We start from the raw sequence: 18,294 nt of genomic DNA on the forward strand, positions 1-18,294 counted from the left end.
CCTAGAAACCTACATTAAGTCCTAAAGTGAATACTACTGAATTGGCCGGCACGTTTTGATCTTTTCCGGAATTGATGGAGTTCCCGTTGATTGAAATCTCAGGATCTGAACCGCGGTATTTTGTCCAGGTGTATAAATTAGAGCCCTGAGCATATACTTTTGCTGTTGAAATGTATTTGTTGACCAACTCGTTTTTTACCGGAATTCTATAGCTTAAAATGATGTTTTTTACTTTCAGGTAAGATCCGTCTTCTACATAAGCAGAGTTGCTTGACGAGAAACCTCCTGAAAAACTGTCTCCGTAAATTAACTTAGGAACATCTGTAACCTGACCCGGAGTTGTCCAGCGATCTTTGATGAAAGTTCCGTTGTTGAAGAAACGCTGATCAGATAAAGTAGATCTTGTACCGTTGTACAATTTGTTTCCTCCGGAGAAAGTCAGACCAATCGACAAATCGAAATTTTTATACGATAAATTGTTGTTCAAACCTCCGTAATAAGTGGGTAACGAGGGTCCCTGAATACGACCGTCACGATAGTTGTCGATTGCCGGAGCAGTACCACCATTGAGATAGGTAAAAGCTTTTGTAAGTGCATTGTATTGTACTTCTTCGTTATTGGCGTTGACATAAACACGGTTTCCGTTTTCAGGATTTACTCCCGTTGTTGGTACGGCAAAAATAGATCCTACAGAATAACCTTCTCTGGTAATATTCTGTATTCCGAAAGTGCTTAGAACCGTTGGATAAATATCTCCGTAACCGCCTAATGAAGTTACTTTGTTTTTAATTGTTGATAAATTAAAACTTGCATTCCACTGAAAATCATTGCCATTTATAATGTTTGCATTAATCGAAAGTTCAAATCCTTTGTTGTATAAAGATCCAACGTTTGCTGCAATAGAATTGTTTGGGATTCCTTGTGATAAGGATTGAGGCGCATTCAAAATCAAATCGTTGATGTTATTTTTGTAATAATCTGCTTCAACTGTAATGCGGTTGTCAAACAATCCAAAATTGATCCCGAAGTCAAACTTTTTGCTTGTTTCCCATTTTAAATCCGGATTGCCTGATTGCCCAAAACTAAGCGTTGGAACTCCTGCATAAGTACCTGCGTTATATTGCGATAAAGCGGCATAATCGTTTAATTCGCTGTTGCCCACAATTCCGTAACTTGCTCTTACTTTAAAAGCATTTAAGACATTTTTTATAGAAGAACTTTTAAAGAAATCTTCTTCAGATACATTCCATCCTACAGAAGCCCCGCCAAAATTTCCCCATTTATTTCCAGATGCCAATGCTGATAATCCGTCTCTTCTGAAGTTAAGATTCAGCAGGTATTTTTTGTCATAATCATAAGCAATACTGCTAAAATATGAAAGCAAAACATTTTCTGTCTGAACCGAAGGACCAGGGGCAATGCTTGTAAATCCGCCTTGGTAACTCGTGAAGAAAGGATCAGTCAAACCGGTTTTTATTGCTCCCCAACCATCAATTTCGCGAACATTTTTCTCTTGTCCTAAAAGTACTTTCAAACTATGTTTTTGATCAAATACAGTCGAGTAGGTAAGGGTATTGGTCCAGTTTGATCTGGAATATTTGGTATTAGAGTTTGTTGCAGCTCCTTTAGTAGAGAAACCATCTCCACTAAACGGATTTCTAAATTCTTTGTTTTCTACTACAAAATTATTGATACCGTAAACCGTTTTGAATTTCAGGTTTTTGATGATTTCAAGTTCGGCATAAATACTTCCAATAAAAGTGTTGTTTTCAGAAGTGTTTTTATCCAGATCTAAAATCGTCTGTAAGTTATAAGCATTAAAAACTCCTAGTGAAGGACTGTTTGCTCCGTAGCCAATATTTCCGTTACTCGGATTAATGTTGTAAGATCCATCAGGATTATAAACCGAAACGTTTGACGGTAAAATATAAGTAAGTCGGCCCAAAGGTTGTAAACCAATATATTGTGTGTTCACTGCATTTCCAGCCGAAGATCCAATCGAGTTAGGCGTTGATGATCCTGAGTTTGGTCCTGAATTTAGTGAATTGTTATACGAGAAATTAGTTCCTAAAGTTAGCGAGTTGTTCAATTTATGTTCGAAATTCAATCGGATTCCTTTTCTAACAAATTCATTCGTTCTTAGAATTCCTTCCTGATTAGAATAATTGGTAGAAATAAAATAACTAGTAGAATTTGTTGCGCCGGAGAAACTTAAATTATGATTTTGCGAAACCCCTGTGTGATATGCTACATCATACCAATTGGTTCCTATTGTCGATCCGTCAGCATTTTGTCCTAATGCAAAACCAGGTGTAAGTCCCGCATTGGTTCTCGCTTCATTTTTGATGCTTACATAATCTTCGGCATTCAAAAGTTTTGGTAAATTCGTTGCTTTATTCCAGCTTACCCAAACATCATAATTAACGTTTACTTTTCCTTTTTTTCCTTTTTTGGTCGTAATCACAATCACACCATTTGCTGCACGAGAGCCGTAAACTGCTGCCGCCGAAGCATCTTTTAAAACGTCGATCGATTCAATATCATTTGGGTTAATGTCTGATAACGGGTTGTTGCCAATTGCTCCTCCGGCAGTTCCGGTAAAAACGGTAACACCATCGACAATTACTAAAGGATAAAGCGAACTTGTGATAGAGTTGATTCCTCGAATTCTAATAACAGGCGTACTGTTTAAAGATCCGCTGGGCTGAACAATGTTTAATCCTGCTGCCTGACCGCCTAACAATTGATCAAAACTTTGTGCCGGACGATTGGCAATTTGTTTCGCATCAATTTTTGAGGTTGCTCCTGTAAAGGTTTTCTTGGCCGATGTTCCGTAACCTACAACCACGATTTCGTCTAGTTTTTCAACCTGTTCCGTTAGTTTGATGACCACCGGACTTCCGTCAACTATAACTTCTTTAGAATTGTACCCTATGTAACTAATGACTAAAGTGTAAGGGAATTTTTGTCCCGTTTGAAAGTAAAATTTCCCATCAATATCAGTTTCAACGCCATGTGTAGTTCCTTTGATATTTACCGAAGCGCCAATAATAGGCTGATTCGATATTTGATCTACTATTGTTCCGTTAAGTTTCGATTGAATATTTGGTTCCGTATTTTGAGCATTTATTCCGATGGAGATGAACAAAATGCTAATCCATAAAATAAGTTTTGTATTTTTTTTCATTCTTGGTTATTGATTTTTTGTAATTAAAATGCCGGGAGATTGGATTTCTGGTGCATTCTTTATTGAGTGATAAATGTTCTTTAAGCCTTGCCATTTCTATTGCCGTAGAAATATTTAGGTTCGGTTTTGTAGTGGTATTTGTGTCATGTTTGTTCGTATTTAGTTGTTGTTTTTGGATGATTTATAGTTATGCGTGATACTTCTTCCTGATGAAAAAAAGCATCAAAATGATTGTATAATATTCAATAAGAAACCGTTGAGGTTTAAGAATTTTCGTTTTTTTAATTCTGATTCTTTGGATAAAAATCACTTATAAACGAAAAGGAGGTGAGGGAATTAACAACAGAAGCACATATAACAAAAAGTGTTATAAGTATATTTTTTGGGAAGAATGTAAAATGCTATGCTTTCGGTTGTTTTCAAAATGTAGTTCTTTTGGTTTTAAACTCTACTAATTCTATAGACAAAGTTAAATTTAATATAATAAAAACCAAATATTTTTTTTAACAAGTTGCAGGTTATTAGTGATTTAATTTAATGGTTTGGGTTTAATGTGTTGTATTATAGTGGTTTGTGTTTATTCTGTGTGAAATAAAAAAGACAGAAAAAAAAGTATAAGGTTTATTTTTATACTTATTTTTCTGTCTTTAAGTGTTTTAGGTAAATATTATTTAAAGCTCCGGAGGAGTGATATATTTATAGCAATTATATATTTCCCCGTATTAAAGCTCCGGAGGAGCGACATATATACCACCCCGCTGGGGTTCGGATTCTTCTTGTCAAATTAAATTTCTATAAATATATCGTCCCGCTGGGACTTGGTTTAGGATTAATTACAAATTACTTTTTCAAAGTTGCACCGCCAGGCATAACCTCTGTTTTCAGTTTGAACTTACTGTATTCAACCACTCCCGTTTTATCAGCCCAGTCAAAATAAGAAGCCGAAAGCTTGTTCACAATTCCTGGGTTTTGTTGTGCGACATTTGTAGTTTCGCCACGATCTGTTTCGATATTGTAAAGTTCCCATTCGTACGACGGATAGGTCGAAACCAATTTCCATTTGCCATCTCTCACGGCTCTGTTTCCGGCTCTTTCCCAAAATAATGGTGCGCCTCTATCGACCTGCGAAACATTATTAAATAAAACAGGCAACAAACTGCTTCCAACCAAAGGGTTTGTCGTCACACCATTATATTCTTTGGGATATTCAATTCCGGCCAATTCGTAAAAAGTAGGGGCAAGGTCAATAATATGTCCTGTTCCTTTGTCGATTCTGCCCGCTTTTATTTTTGATGGAAACCACGCAATAAACGGAGAACTGAATCCGCCTTCGTGCATATTATTTTTGTATTGTTGTAATGGAGTATTAGACAAATACGCCCAGTTTTGTTCCTGGTAATCAAACGATTCTGAAGTTCCAACGGGTCCGTCATTTCGAACCAAACCTCTTCCTAACGGATTATACGAATTGAAACCACCTTGTGCTCCATTATCTGAAATGAAAATAATCAGCGTATTTTTATCTTTCTTCAACGCTTTTAATTTCTCTAAAACTTTGCCCACGTTCTGATCCATATTATCGAGCATTGCGGCATAAACTTCCATTTTGGCTTTCCAGAATTGTTTCTCGTCATAGGTTAGTTTACTCCATTCCGGTACTTCCGGATCTCGTGGAGAAACGGTTTGATTCGCGGGTAAAATGCCGTTTGCTTTTAGTTTTTCGATTCTTTTTTCTCTGAGAACATCCCAGCCTTCATCAAATTTCCCTCTATATTTAGCAATGTCAATCGGTTTTGCCTGCAACGGCCAATGCGGAGCTGTAAATGCCAAATACAAAAAGAAGGGTTTGTTTTCTTTATTTTGTTCGTCTAAGAAAGTCATGGCATTATTCCCGATCTCATCTGTAAAATAATACGAATCATCTTTGGGATGCAGTTCTTCATTATTACGAATCAATTTTACAGGATAAGGCGTTTTTCCAAATGGCAAAGGTTTGGTATCAAAATAGTTTGATGCTCCTTTTAAGATCCCATAGAATTTATCAAATCCTCTTTGATTTGGCCATTGCGCCTGATCTTCAGAACCTACGTGCCATTTTCCGGATAATAAAGTGCTGTAACCGCCGGAACGGAAAACTTCTCCCAATGTCAAAGATTCTTTGTTTAGATATCCCTGATATGCCGGTAATCCCAAATTGACATCAAAAAATCCCATTCCGGCTTTGTGCTGATATTGTCCCGTTAGCAAAGAGCCGCGGGTTGGCGCACAAATTGAGTTATTGTAAAATTCGCGTAAGCGTAAACCTTCGCTGGCTAATTTATCTAAGTTGGGTGTTTTAATTTCGGAACCGTAATTTCCTAAATCAGAATAGCCCATATCATCGACCATGATTAAAATGATGTTGGGTTTTTCAGCAGTTGTTTTATTTTGTGCATTTAAAGCCACTACAGAGAGTAGAAGATTTAGGGAAAGAATTGTTTTTTTCATTATAGTTGATATTTTAATTTTTTGGAAATTGGAGGAGTTTCACTTTGTCAAAGTTTAAAACGTGAAAAACAGGAGAGACATAGCCCGAGGTTTCAACCTTGGGAATACGGATTTTGTCAATTTATTGCGCTCCAACGGTTAAAACCGTTGGCTATGTTTATAAAATGTTTTCTGTATGAAACAATATTTTTTTAAGTTTGAAGTAGTTTATTTACCAAACAACAAAAAAGCAATAATCAGCGTAATAATCACATTGAATAACTGCGCGATTAAAAAAGCATACAAAGGTTTTCGGCTATTATTACTCAGTAAATCTTTAAAGTTCGTTTCTAAACCAATACTCGTGAAAGCCAATGCAAACCAAATGCCTTGTAAGTTCTTCAAACTATCTTTTACGCCCTCTCTGGTTTCAGCAGTAAGCAGGAAAGAGAAGAGTAGGGAAGCGGCAATAAAACCGATAACAAATTTTGGAAAACGTTCCCAAATGACACCCAAAGTAGGTTTTGATTCAACAGCTTCGGCTGAATTGTTGTGTGTGTAGGTCCAATAAAAGGAGATCGCAAAAGCAGCGATTCCTAATAATACATTTTGGGAGAATTTTACGATCGTGCTAATTTTCAAAGCGGTTTCGCCTACCAAAGAACCAGAAGCGACAACAGCGCCGGATGTGTCGATACTTCCGCCTAACCAGGCTCCGGTAACTTCTTCGGGAAAATTGAAATATTTGGCAATTATAGGCATGAAAATCATCATTGGGATTGCGGTTACTAATACAATCGAAATTACATAAGACAGTTTTTTGGAATCTCCTTTGATGGCTCCGGATGTGGCAATAGCGGCAGAAACGCCACAAATAGAAACGGCACTTGAAATCATCATGGTCAATTCGTCATCGACTTTTAATTTTTTACACAACCAAAAAGCAAAATACCAAACGGATAAAACTACCACCAAAGCCTGAATTAATCCTAAAGAACCAGCTTTTAGAATGTCTGAGAAAATAACACTGGTTCCCAATAATACCAATCCTATTTTGACAAATACTTCTGTCGAAAGTGCTGACCGAAACCAATCCGGAAGTTGGAAGAAATTGCCAATTGCTAAACCAATTGCCAAACTGAAAATGACAGCTTCAAGATTCAGTCCTTTTACGGCTGTATTTCCTGCAATAATTAGCGCAATAACAGTCAGGATATAAACAACCGGGAAACCCAATAAAAAGTATTTTACCGATTTGCCAATTAAAAAAGCGCCTAAAGTTCCGATAGAAATGAGATATAAAAATTGTAATCCGATTATTTTTAGGTTTCCGAAATCAAATACATCGTGGAATAAATCTGATCCGGTAGACCATTTGAAAACAGGAACTTCGGGAAGAAAAATAAAAAGGGAAATTCCGATGATTATAAATCCGAGAATTACGACGGTCCAGTCTTCGTGAATGGTAAATGTTTTGGTTGGGGTTGACATTTTAAATTTATTGTTGGTTATCCTAACAGGTTTTTAAAACCTGTTAGGTATTATTATTTATGGTTGAGTTTTTTTAAAGTTTTCTTGAATAGCCTCCTGCTTTAGCTGGAGGTTATTATTATGAGGTTGACATTGGCTTTAGCCGAATATTTGTATTGTTTATTTTTAAAATTAAATACCTAACAGGTTTTGAAAACCTGTTAGGATAGATAAATGTTGGTTTTGTGTATAGATTACAAATCGACAAAGTATTTTTGTTTGCCAAAATCAAATTCATAATGAGTTAAATTTGGCCATAAAGGTTTTACTAAACCCTTTTCCCAATTTTTCAATGCAAGATGTAATTCTTTTACTTTTGCCGGATTTTTTTGAGCAAGATCTGTAGTTTCAGATTTGTCTGAAGCTAAGTTATAAAGCCATTCTTCATGGGTTTTTCCGCTTATGATTAATTTCCAGTCACCGCTTCTTATGGCTTTTGCATCGCCGGAACGCCAGTACAAAGTTTTGTGTGCTTCTTTATTTTCGTTGACTGTACTTACAAGATCAACACCATCATAAACTCGGTCTTTTGGTAAATCAGAATGAATAGCAGCAGCAATTGTAGCAAAAATATCCAATGTACTTACCGGAGTTTTATAGATTGTATGAGGTTTGATTTTTCCTTTCCACGAAAGTGCAAACGGAACATTTACGCCACCTTCAAAATGAGAAAACTTTCCTGCTTTCAGAGGTGCGTTTGTCGTAGCAAAAGTATAATCGGCACCACCGTTGTCGCTGGCAAAAATGATTAAGGTGTTATCTTCCAGACCTTCTTTTTTGACTTTTGCCCTGATTCTTCCCACGGCATCGTCTAAGGCGCTGATCATGGCAAAATAGACACGTTTGTTCTCGTCTTTTACATTCGGGAAACGATCGTAGTATTTTTTGCGAACCTGAAAAGGTGTATGTGGCGCATTAAACGGCACGTACAATAAGAAAGGTTTGTTTTTATTTCGATCAATAAAAGCTTCTGCTTCATCAGCAAATGTTTCGGTTAGATAGGCTTTATTGTGTATAATGGTGGTATCACGACGAATTTGTCCGATTCCAACGCGTCCATTTCCCCAAATCATTTTATCTGTAAAATCTTTGTGATGATGGTTGATAATATCCGGATTATCATCTTCAGGAGTATAAAGCGAAAACGCCTGATAAAACCCATAATGATAATCGAAACCTCTGTCTAAAGGAAAAAAGCCTTTGTTGTGTCCCAAATGCCATTTTCCGATAATTCCTGTGCTGTAACCTTCTCTTTTGGCCAAATCGGCAAACGTAATTTCAGATTGTGGCAAACCTTGTGTGGCTATCGAAGCTTCGTTTGGATAATTGATTTTATCATTCAATCTCCAATTATTGGTATTGATCAGATACTTGAAACCATAATATTCAAGATTGTTTTTTGGATACCGATCCCCAGGCTGATATTCATGTCCAAAACGTTCCTGATAACGCCCGGTTAAAATTCCTGCACGAGAAGGTGAACAAATCGAAGCCGAAACATAACCATCCTGAAAAGTAACTCCTGACGCTGCCAGAGAATCTATTTGCGGAGTTGGGGTTGATTTTCCTCCGTATAACGAAATATCATATTTTCCTAAATCATCGGCAAGAAGAATAATGATATTTGGTTTTTTAAAAGAACTATCTACAGGAATTTTTTCAGCCAGAAATTCCTTTTTTCCTTCAAGTAATTTTGGGTCTGGTTTTATTAAGGTTCCATCTGTATTGATGGGCCAGAATAAAAATATAGCCAGAATAGCAATTATAATCAGGATTGGAAAAACAATCTTTTTTGTTTTTGATAATGCCATGTTTTTTTGTTTTAGAAATAATGGACTTAGTGATAATCTTTGTCAAAGTTTTTATGCGCATTTTTGTCATCCGGAGGAACGAGGGATCTCCGCTAGTAGCTCGACATGCTGCATAAACTTTGCGTTAGTTTCTTGCGGAGATCCCTCGTTCCTCGGGATGACAAAAATGGTGATTATGATTGCGTTTATTTTACAGCCAAAGCCACATCAACATCATTTTTCAAATCGCCTAAACCTTCTTTTTTGAACACAATTTTTCCATCTTTGTATAAAATCAACGTAGGGAAAACTTTTACGGTTTTTAAATCGGCAATTACTTGCGGGCTGTCTTCCAGATCAATTTCTACGATTTTTAAATTAGAACCGTATTGTGCTTTTATGGTTTCTAAAACCGGTTTTACTTTTTTGCAGGCGCCACAATAGATTGAGCCAATATCTACTAATACATCTTTGTTTTCAGCGATAATTTTTTTGTATTCGGCTAGTGTTAATTTGCTTTTTGAGCTCGCATAAAAAGGTTTTCCGTTTCCAATCCAGTTGGCGATTCCACCTTCAAGACTATACGCTTCTTTGAAACCTTTTTTTAATAAATCATCAGCGAGCCAAACACTTCTTCCTGCACCAATCGAATAGGTAAATACAGGTTTTGATTTGTCTAAAGCGGCAATGCGTTTCTCATAATCTTTTGATTCCAGATTAAAATTCTGTGCGCCATTGATATGGTTGAGTGCAAATTCTTCAGCTCCCCTGGCGTCAATTATTTGTGGATTTTTTTGGCTTTGAATTTTTGAATAAAAGACCTCTAATGAAACTGTATTTGAACTTTTATTTTGTGAAAAACCTACGACTGTAAAAAGTAAAATTGCGGTTGCAATACTCTTTTTGAATATTTTATTTTTCATGATTTTTTAGATTAGGGTGTAACAATATTCCAATACGGATTTGCGGGTTCGAATGTGCCTGCCAATTCTCTGAATTTAAACGGATCACCTTCAAAACTCACACCGTCAGAAGTTAGAATATTTCTTGCTTCTTCAGGATTGGATAGTAAGGCTACGAACTTGGCTTTTGGAATGGTTAATGTAAATTCGGCTTTATCATTTGCTCGGGTTTGACTTTGATGTAAAACACCGTTTTTAAGATAAACGAGAATATTTTTATTGAGTTCAGGGAAAATGAAACGCAATTTTACGTCTTTTCCAGCCGCTTTATTTCCGTCAACAGTTACAGACAAATAATCGAAAATTGCTTCGGGAGTTAGTGTCGACAAAAATCCGGCAGCACGATTCACAGGGTTTTTAGGAACAATTACACCTTCGCGAAGTTCTTTGGCTCCTGATAAATATAAATCTCTCCAAATTCCGGATTCACTCTGATACGCAATTTGTTCAAAAGCATCAGCTTGTAAATTTTTGGCCGCAACATTCTCAGGATTCGCAAAGATCACATGTTTCAGTACTTCGGCAACCCAACGATATTCGCCTTTTTGGTAGCTTTCATTTGCTTTTTTCAAAGCTATTTCTTCGCCGCCAAACCATTCTACATATTTTTTAGCCGATTCTACTTGTGGCAGTTTATCATAATCAGCAGGATTTCCGTCCCACCAGCCCAGATAGAATTGGTATGTTGCTTTGGCATTGTGTTTTACTGTTCCGTAAAAATCACGATTGTACCATTCTTTGCCTAATTCGGCAGGAAGTTTTATTTCTTCGGCAATTTCATCTTTATTTAAACCTTTATTGGCCAGATGAACGGTTTGATCATGCACGTATTTGTATAAATCTCGTTGTTTTTCCAGAAAAGTAATTCCTTTATCATGTCCGTAAACCGGCCAGGTATGCGACGGAACGATGAATTCGGTTTTATCGCCAAACAAATCAATCGCTTCATCCAGATATCCTGCCCATGCTTTTGCATCTCTGGTTTTTGCACCACGAGGCGTAAGGACATTATGATACGTATGACTGGCAATTTCGGCAGAAAAGAAAACTTTTTGAGCAGGAGCAAAGACCGTTAATTCGGCTGGAGCTTCAGAATTTGGCGTAAGCTGAAAAACCAGATCTAAACCATCAATCGTGATTTTTTGTCCTGTTTTTTCGACTTCAAAATTGGGCTGTAAAAGGGAGGACGAACCTCTGCTTAAAAACGGTTTTCCTAATCCCACATCGACCTGACCAGTTGCATTTCTTTCTAAACCTAACCCAAATTGATATCCGGCTCTTCGACGCATTACATTTCCTAAAAGTACATTTTCGCTCACCGCTTCTTCGTAGAAACCTTTTGGCGTTATAAATTTTACTTTACCGGATTTGATATCTTCTGCAGAAACTAATCCTTCGATACCACCATAATGATCACCGTGACTGTGCGTGACAATTACGGCCAATATAGGTTTATTAGCAACGTGTTTTTTGACCAGTTCATAAGCAGCAGTCGACGCTTCGCCAATCGTCAAAGCATCAATAACTACATAGCCATTTTTGGTTTCTATAAACGAAATATTCGCAATATCAAGAGAACGAACCTGATAAACACCATCGGTAATTTTAAACAAGCCATTGATGTTGTTGAGTTGTGCCTGACGCCATAAAGCGGGATTTACTGTTGCCGGAGATTTGCCTTTTATAAAAGCAAAATCATTGAGGTTTACAGCAACATTTCCTGTTTTAGAAAGAATTTTACCGTCGGCAAGAGTGGCGATAAAACCTCTCTTGGCGTCGGTAAAATCGGCAGTATCATCAAAGTTTAACTTTGAATATACTGCCTCATTTGATTTTTGGGTATAAGTTGACGCCTGTTTTGGCGCTTGTGCATTTGCAGCAATGCTGAAACCGATTAACAGTGTCGTTATTTTATTTTTTTTCATGGTATTTTTAAGATTGAGCCTGCTCGTAATACACCGGACTCGGAGAAATAGTTTCTGCTTTTGCTTTTATAGGAACTGATAAAACGCCTTCTGCCAAAGCACTTCCTTCTTTTTTAGATTTGAATATTGGCCATAAAAATTGTGCGTACCATTCTTCTTGTTTGTAGGACTTCATTCCGTAAGACGTTGGGTATTTACGGGTGATCAAAGCGGTTCCGAAAATCATGTCCCAGATAAAAAACATATTCCCAAAGTTTCCTTTAAAATGCCCAACACCATCTCCGCTTGTATCGGCGTGATGTGCGTGATGCGTTGCAGGAGTCGAAATTAAGCGTTCAAGAACCCATGCAATTGGGTGTAATATTCTGTATTTATAAAAAGGTTTGTCCCATTTGATGCTTGAATGTGCGCCAAGAGTGATGAAACTTTTAATCACCAAAACAAACAATGCAGGCAATCCTAAACCTAAAAAAGTTAAGGTTGCTGTCAAGTAAATTTGAGAAAAGAAAACCGTATAGATAAAGTTTTGTCTCGATGCCATCGCCATGCCCATATACGGAGCTGAATGGTGCGTTCTATGAAATCTCCATAAAAACGGAACTTGGTGGTGCAAACGGTGGTACCAGTATTGCGTTAAATCATCAGCAATTGCGATTAGAAAAAATCCTCCCCAAAACGGAACCCATGAAAGCGAGTTGGCCAAATTTGGGATTAAATAAGGTAATGCTGTTAAGCTAAAAAATGCGATTACCGGAGGTAAAAGTAATTTTGGCGCCAAGAAACAAATGATATCGACTTTGCGTTCTTCGCCCGTCCATTCGTCATCGTATAAACCTGCGGTGAATTCTATAACTCCCAAAACCAGCATGAAAACGATTAATCCCCAGGTACGAATGTTTTCGAAAGCGGGTTTTGTAAATTCTAAAAACGAGGGTAAAGTAAGGTGTGATTCTGTTATAACTCCGTTTGTGAGTTTAAAATAAAGGAAAATTGCCAGTACAGGCAAACTGTATATTAAAAGACTGATGCTTAAATCTCTTGTTAGTTTTTCTTTTTGAACTATTGCCATGATTTCTTATTTTAAAAAATTACTAATTAATGCTAAACCTCCCGCCAAAACAGCTAGCGGAACTAAAAAAACGATCGCTCCCACGACAATTTTTTTTCCTATAATTTCAAAGTCTACTCTTTTCATGATTTCTAATTTTTTATGTTTTATAACTATATTGAAAATCAGTACGTTTTAGATAATGTAAAAATAAATAAAATATTATTCTAATTCTATGGATTTAGTAGAGTTTTATTTACTATTTTTTTCAAAATTTGTTATAATATGTATTGATTATTGTTTTACTTTTTGAATCGTTGGAAGCGTTTCAAGCGTTAAATTGTCTCTTAGTTTTTCAGAAGGCAAATACAAACGAATGATCAAACTCGCTTTTTTAACGTCATTGATAGGCAGCCAGTTTTCTTTTTTCTCCGTTCCCGAAAGATTAATTTTATACGAAGTACTATCCGCTTCATATTTTACATCCTCGAGATTGTAGCTGTATTTGTTGATTGCGTTTTTAATTAGAAAACCGTTTTCATCATACGCCGTGATACTCCAGTATTTAGCGTCTAGTTTTTTTCCGCTAATTACGTAATCAGCTTTTGGGTCTAATGCGTTTCCTTCGCTATCTGTGCTTGTACTTAAGTAGATAACTTCTTTTTTGGTCAAAGCATAAGGCCCATAAACTGCCACTTGAGCAATGGTCAGCAAATCAGCCGAATTGAGGTCTTTGTCTTTATCGACCGTTTGCCAATTGCCAATAATGCGTTGCGAATCGCTTTTGCCTGATTTGATGTTATAAACACCAACGGCACTCCCGAATACAATAGCCAAAATGATCAATGCTACTGCAAGTCCTATCTTTTTAATTTTTTGATTTAAAGCCATTTTTACTTTTTTTTTAGTTGAATGTTGTGTTTTTTTAGGAGCTAATCCCGCTATCCGTTCCAATCTTTTGTGTCGCTAAAGAAGCGCCACAAAAGGATTTCCACTTCTATCGGGGCTAGGTAAGACTTTGGCGAGTTACATTGTGTGCTCTGTGATAAAGTTATTAGGCACATTTTTGTCATTTCGACCGAAGGGAGAAATCACACTCGAAACTCCGCAAACAATGTCGACAATCTTTGACGATAAAAGAGTGTGATTCCTCGTTCCTCGGAATGACAAAGACTGGGGTTACTTTGACAAAGATTACGCTTACTTCCCTAACTTTTCTACCGTAACACCATGTTGCAATTCCGCTAATGTTTTTACCGGATATGCTTTTGAAACTAAATAGCGAAACAAAATCAATCCTTTAGTTGTAGGACTGTAAATGATTTTCTCTTTCGGAATATTTTTCAATGCTTCAGCGGTACTTCCTTCAGGCGCTAAATAATATTCGAATTTAGCTTTTACTTTTTCTTCGTTTTCTACAAAAAAGTTAGTGGTGTTTTCCTGATAAGCCGAGATTGACCAATACGTCGAATCAGGAACAATCCCTGAAATTTTCAACACATTTTCTTTCAAATCATAACTGATGGTTGAATACAAAAAGTCAGGATTTGGTAATGGAATTACCCTGCTGTTGTCAGCATTGGGCTGATCTCCAAATCGGGGAGTGTTGACAATGCCCAGACTTTTTTCTGCAAACTTTTTTTGCACGTAATATGGAGTGACCCAGATCGTGAGGTAGTAAAAACTTACTGCAATTACTACAAGAATCAAGGCGAAGATGCCTTTTTTCAAAATTGGTTTTGTTGCTGACATAATTTACTTGTTTTAATATCAGTACTATTAATCATTCTTTGCAGGATGATTAATAGTACCGAGGGGTTTTTATTTATTTTTCTTGTGAACGCGTTGTTTCAAAACATCCTGCCAATCGATAAAAGGGTAGATGTTGTTTTTCTTCGCCTGATCGTCAAAAGCAGCCTGAAGTTCTTTTAATTTTTTAGGATTTTTTTTGGCTAAATCGACTCTTTCGTTAAAGTCAGTATTTAGATTGTATAATTCCCAAACATCATTGTCGTAGGTACTTGGTCCTGTATTTTTAGCCAAAGCGCCATTATCAACGATATCAATAAAATCAGGATGATGAGGTGCTGCAGCTTTCCATCCGTCTTTGTACAAAGCTCTTGATCCAAAAATATAATAGTATTGAATTTTATGTCTTGAAGGTGCTTTTGCATCAGAGTAAGAATACGCTAGTGAAGTTCCTTGAATCGAATCCTGAGCAATTCCGCGTATTTCTTTTGGGGTTGTAATACCAACAGTTTCCAGAGTGGTTGGTAAAATATCAATTACATGACCGTATTGATTACGAATTCCGGGAGTTTTTATTCCTTTTGGATAATACACAATCAACGGATTACGTGTTCCGCCTTCAGAATGTGCATCTTGTTTCAGATTTCTAAACGGTGTATTTGCCGCCAATGCCCATCCGTAAGGATAATTTCCTTCAACAGCTTCAGGAGTTCCCATAAGATCAATTTTCGCAAGATTTTCTTTTACAGCATCTTCTTTTGTACCATTTCCGAATAATTTTTTCAATAAAGGCTGATCGATAGTTCCAGATCCTGTTCCTTCTTTACTAGCTCCGTTATCTCCTAAAACAATGTAGAAAACAGTATTATCTAACTGATTTATTTCTTTCAGATGATTTACGATTCGGCTTACTTCGTAATCGGTATATTCAAGATATCCAGCGTAGATTTCCATAAAACGGGCATATAATTTCTTTTCATCCGGAGACAAAGTGTTCCATGCTTTTACGTATGAATCGCGCGTTGGCAATTTGGCATCAGCCGGAATTAAACCTAATTTCTTTTGGTTGGCAATTACTTTATCGCGGTAAACATCCCAGCCTTCATCAAATTTACCTTTGTATTTGTCGCTCCATTCTTTAGCCACCTGATGCGGAGAATGTGTTGCTCCCGGCGCATAGTACAAAAAGAAAGGTTTGTTTGGCGCTGCAGTTTTTTGGCGATCGATATAAGTAATGGCTTTATCAGTGATTAATTCACTTAAGTGTTTTCCTTTTAAATCAGCTGTAAATTGATTTTTAGATTTATCATTTCCTGCATTATTTAGTCTCGTATTTCCGTTAAGCCAAGTTTGATCTTCAACCAAATCGGGATTATACTGATCGGTTTCTGAACCTAAGAATCCGTAGAAATGGTCGAAACCTTTTCCGGTTGGCCATCTGTCAAACGGTCCGGCATCTGTAGCATCTTCGTCTGGCGTGACACCATATTTTCCAACGGCAAAAGTGTTGTATCCATTGTCGCGTAAAATCTCAGCAATTGTTCCTGCCGAAGACGGGATTCTACCATCGTATCCGGGAAATCCAGCCGACATAGCCGTATGCGAAAATCCACCTACGTGAACGGCGTGTGCATTACGACCTGTTAATAATCCTGCACGGGTTGGTGCACAAATTGCAGTGGTGTGAAAGTTGGTATAACGTAAACCATTATTGGCTAAATTCTCAAAAGTGGGCGTATTGATCAAACCTCCAAAAGCACTTGTAGCTCCGTAACCAACATCATCCAGTAAAATCCAGACAACGTTTGGCGCACCTTCGGGAGCTTTTACAGGATCTGGCCAATATTCTTTAGAATCTGCAAGGGTTTTGCCAATTACACCTTTGTAATTGGGATCTGGTTTTGATTGCCCAAAACTTAATTGGGCGACTATTAATGCCGTAATCAAAAGCCCTTTATTAGGACTTTTGATTGCAATATTATTTTTAAACTTTTTCATTTTATATATTTTTATGTTTATTACTATTCTTTAGAAAATTTCTGTTAGGCTACACTGATGATTATTTTATTTTATTCCAATCTTCGACACCTACTTTTACGGACCATTGCTGATGTAATTCAATCAGGGTTTGGAGTAATTTTGGTTCGGATTTTGCCAGGTTTTTGGTTTCTGTCCGGTCGGTGACAAGATTGTACAATTCCCAAGGCTGATTGTTTTCGGCTATAGCTTTCCAATCACCTTTTCGTACTGCTTTACTGCCTTCATGTTCCCAAAACAAAGCTTCATGAGCATCAGATTGTTGTCCTTCAAATTCTTTTTTTAAGCTAATACCTTCTAAAGCTGTCAGACTTTTTCCTTGAAAAGAATCGGGATATTGAATACCGGCATACTCCAAAAGAGTTGGAAAAATATCGATCAAATGACTTACTCTGTTGCTTTGTGTTCCAGCCTTAATGTGTTTTGGATAATAAGCAATAAAAGGTGTCGCAATTCCGCCTTCGTGGGTGTTCTTTTTGAATAATTGAAAAGGCGTATTGCTCACATTTCCCCACGGACTTTCGTAACTGTCAATCGAAGCAACTGATCCTGGTGTTCCATTTTTTTGTGTAACATAATTCCAGTTTTTCACATCATCGGCACTTCCGCCATTATCCGAAAGGAAGAGAACAAGCGTATTATCTTCTTCACCCAAAGATTTCACTTTCGCTAGGATTTCTCCAATTCCGGCATCCATTCGGTCGACCATAGCGGCGTAAATTGCCATTCGCGTATCCCATTTGTCTTTTTCTTCGGCACTTAGTTTTTCCCAATCGGGTACTTTTTCACAACGATTTGATAAGTCCCAGTTTTTATCAATGATTCCCAGTTCTTTTAATTTCTTAAAACGACTTGCTCTCAATTGATCCCAGCCTTCTAAATATTTGCCTTTGTATTTTGCAATATCTTCGGGCAATGCCTGAATGGGCCAATGTGGAGCATTATAAGCCACATATAGAAAAAAAGGCTGTTGCTGATTGCGCTGTTTTTCTAAAGAATTAAGCGCGAAATTGGTAATTTCCTGGGTGAGATAGGTAGAAGTATCGGTGCGGATAATTTCTTTATCTCCTTTCATAAAAGTGACTTTTCTTCCGTCGTTATACAAAGGCTGTGAGTTAAAATAACTACTTCCATTGTTTTGTAAAGTAAATGAATCATCAAACCCCCGATTCACCGCCCAGGCCGATGGTACAAGACCAACGTGCCATTTTCCAGAAACAATAGTATTGTATCCTGCCTGTTTTAGTGCTTGCCCAATTGTGATACAATGCTCGTTTAAATATCCCTGATAGGCAGGAAATCCTTTGTCCTGAACCATATCTCCAATACCTGCCTGATGCGGATACAATCCCGTGAGCAATGACGCACGGGAAGGACAGCAACGTCCGGCATTGTAAAACTGCTTGATAATAAGTCCGTTTTTAGCGAGCTTATTCAGGTTTGGAGTTTTAATTTCTGAGCCAAAAGCACCAATATCTGAGAAACCTAAATCATCTGCCAAAATGACGATGATGTTAGGTTGTTTCTTCTGTGCAAATAGCTGAAATTGTACAACAACCAATAGGGCGAGAATGAACAGTTTTTTAATCATTTTATTTAT

General features: G+C 37.1%; 11 protein-coding genes. All 11 read right to left on the bottom strand.

Translation table 11 applies throughout. From position 1 onward, the window contains the following. Position 1: 1 nt before the first annotated feature. The gene (locus NJT12_RS09690; RefSeq protein ID WP_271335697.1) at positions 2 to 3,187 is read right to left on the bottom strand and encodes a SusC/RagA family TonB-linked outer membrane protein; all 3,186 of its coding nucleotides are present in this window, start codon (positions 3,185 to 3,187) and stop codon (positions 2 to 4) included. Positions 3,188 to 4,027: 840 nt separating this feature from the next. Next, complete coding sequence (locus NJT12_RS09695) at positions 4,028 to 5,674, bottom strand: arylsulfatase (RefSeq protein WP_271335698.1); 1,647 nt, start codon at positions 5,672 to 5,674, stop codon at positions 4,028 to 4,030. A 207-nt stretch (positions 5,675 to 5,881) separates the two neighbouring features. Beyond that, positions 5,882 to 7,144, bottom strand: a complete 1,263-nt coding sequence (locus NJT12_RS09700; protein ID WP_271335699.1) for a YeiH family protein — start codon at positions 7,142 to 7,144, stop codon at positions 5,882 to 5,884. A 233-nt stretch (positions 7,145 to 7,377) separates the two neighbouring features. Further along, complete coding sequence (locus tag NJT12_RS09705) at positions 7,378 to 8,994, bottom strand: sulfatase-like hydrolase/transferase (protein WP_271335700.1); 1,617 nt, start codon at positions 8,992 to 8,994, stop codon at positions 7,378 to 7,380. Between the two features lie 185 nt (positions 8,995 to 9,179). Beyond that, positions 9,180 to 9,896 carry a thioredoxin domain-containing protein gene (locus NJT12_RS09710; RefSeq protein ID WP_271335701.1) on the bottom strand — a complete coding sequence of 239 codons (717 nt, stop codon included), beginning with the start codon at positions 9,894 to 9,896 and terminating at the stop codon, positions 9,180 to 9,182. 11 nt (positions 9,897 to 9,907) lie between these two features. Continuing rightward, entirely contained in the window at positions 9,908 to 11,860 is a 1,953-nt protein-coding gene (locus tag NJT12_RS09715) for an alkyl/aryl-sulfatase (protein ID WP_271335702.1), read from the bottom strand. A 7-nt stretch (positions 11,861 to 11,867) separates the two neighbouring features. Beyond that, positions 11,868 to 12,929 carry a sterol desaturase family protein gene (locus NJT12_RS09720; protein WP_271335704.1) on the bottom strand — a complete coding sequence of 354 codons (1,062 nt, stop codon included), beginning with the start codon at positions 12,927 to 12,929 and terminating at the stop codon, positions 11,868 to 11,870. 273 nt (positions 12,930 to 13,202) lie between these two features. Further along, on the bottom strand, positions 13,203 to 13,799 hold the full coding sequence (locus tag NJT12_RS09725; RefSeq protein ID WP_271335705.1) for a DUF1214 domain-containing protein: 597 nt from the start codon (positions 13,797 to 13,799) through the stop codon (positions 13,203 to 13,205). A gap of 309 nt (positions 13,800 to 14,108) precedes the next feature. After that, positions 14,109 to 14,660 carry a DUF1254 domain-containing protein gene (locus NJT12_RS09730; RefSeq protein WP_271335706.1) on the bottom strand — a complete coding sequence of 184 codons (552 nt, stop codon included), beginning with the start codon at positions 14,658 to 14,660 and terminating at the stop codon, positions 14,109 to 14,111. 69 nt (positions 14,661 to 14,729) lie between these two features. Continuing rightward, positions 14,730 to 16,655: an arylsulfatase gene (locus NJT12_RS09735; RefSeq protein WP_271335707.1), complete on the bottom strand. Its 1,926-nt coding sequence runs from the start codon at positions 16,653 to 16,655 to the stop codon at positions 14,730 to 14,732. A gap of 61 nt (positions 16,656 to 16,716) precedes the next feature. Next, on the bottom strand, positions 16,717 to 18,285 hold the full coding sequence (locus tag NJT12_RS09740) for an arylsulfatase (protein ID WP_271335708.1): 1,569 nt from the start codon (positions 18,283 to 18,285) through the stop codon (positions 16,717 to 16,719). Between the last annotated feature and the right edge of the window lie 9 nt (positions 18,286 to 18,294).

The organism is Flavobacterium azizsancarii (assembly GCF_027980145.1).
GTDB classification, from domain to species: domain Bacteria; phylum Bacteroidota; class Bacteroidia; order Flavobacteriales; family Flavobacteriaceae; genus Flavobacterium; species Flavobacterium azizsancarii.

Coding starts and splice junctions, on each gene's coding strand:
- NJT12_RS09730 (WP_271335706.1), bottom strand. CDS start 14,660: ATGTCAGCAACAAAACCAATTTTGAAAAAAGGCATCTTCGCCTTGATT.
- NJT12_RS09710 (WP_271335701.1), bottom strand. CDS start 9,896: ATGAAAAATAAAATATTCAAAAAGAGTATTGCAACCGCAATTTTACTT.
- NJT12_RS09705 (WP_271335700.1), bottom strand. CDS start 8,994: ATGGCATTATCAAAAACAAAAAAGATTGTTTTTCCAATCCTGATTATA.
- NJT12_RS09700 (WP_271335699.1), bottom strand. CDS start 7,144: ATGTCAACCCCAACCAAAACATTTACCATTCACGAAGACTGGACCGTC.
- NJT12_RS09715 (WP_271335702.1), bottom strand. CDS start 11,860: ATGAAAAAAAATAAAATAACGACACTGTTAATCGGTTTCAGCATTGCT.
- NJT12_RS09725 (WP_271335705.1), bottom strand. CDS start 13,799: ATGGCTTTAAATCAAAAAATTAAAAAGATAGGACTTGCAGTAGCATTG.
- NJT12_RS09695 (WP_271335698.1), bottom strand. CDS start 5,674: ATGAAAAAAACAATTCTTTCCCTAAATCTTCTACTCTCTGTAGTGGCT.
- NJT12_RS09740 (WP_271335708.1), bottom strand. CDS start 18,285: ATGATTAAAAAACTGTTCATTCTCGCCCTATTGGTTGTTGTACAATTT.
- NJT12_RS09690 (WP_271335697.1), bottom strand. CDS start 3,187: ATGAAAAAAAATACAAAACTTATTTTATGGATTAGCATTTTGTTCATC.
- NJT12_RS09735 (WP_271335707.1), bottom strand. CDS start 16,655: ATGAAAAAGTTTAAAAATAATATTGCAATCAAAAGTCCTAATAAAGGG.
- NJT12_RS09720 (WP_271335704.1), bottom strand. CDS start 12,929: ATGGCAATAGTTCAAAAAGAAAAACTAACAAGAGATTTAAGCATCAGT.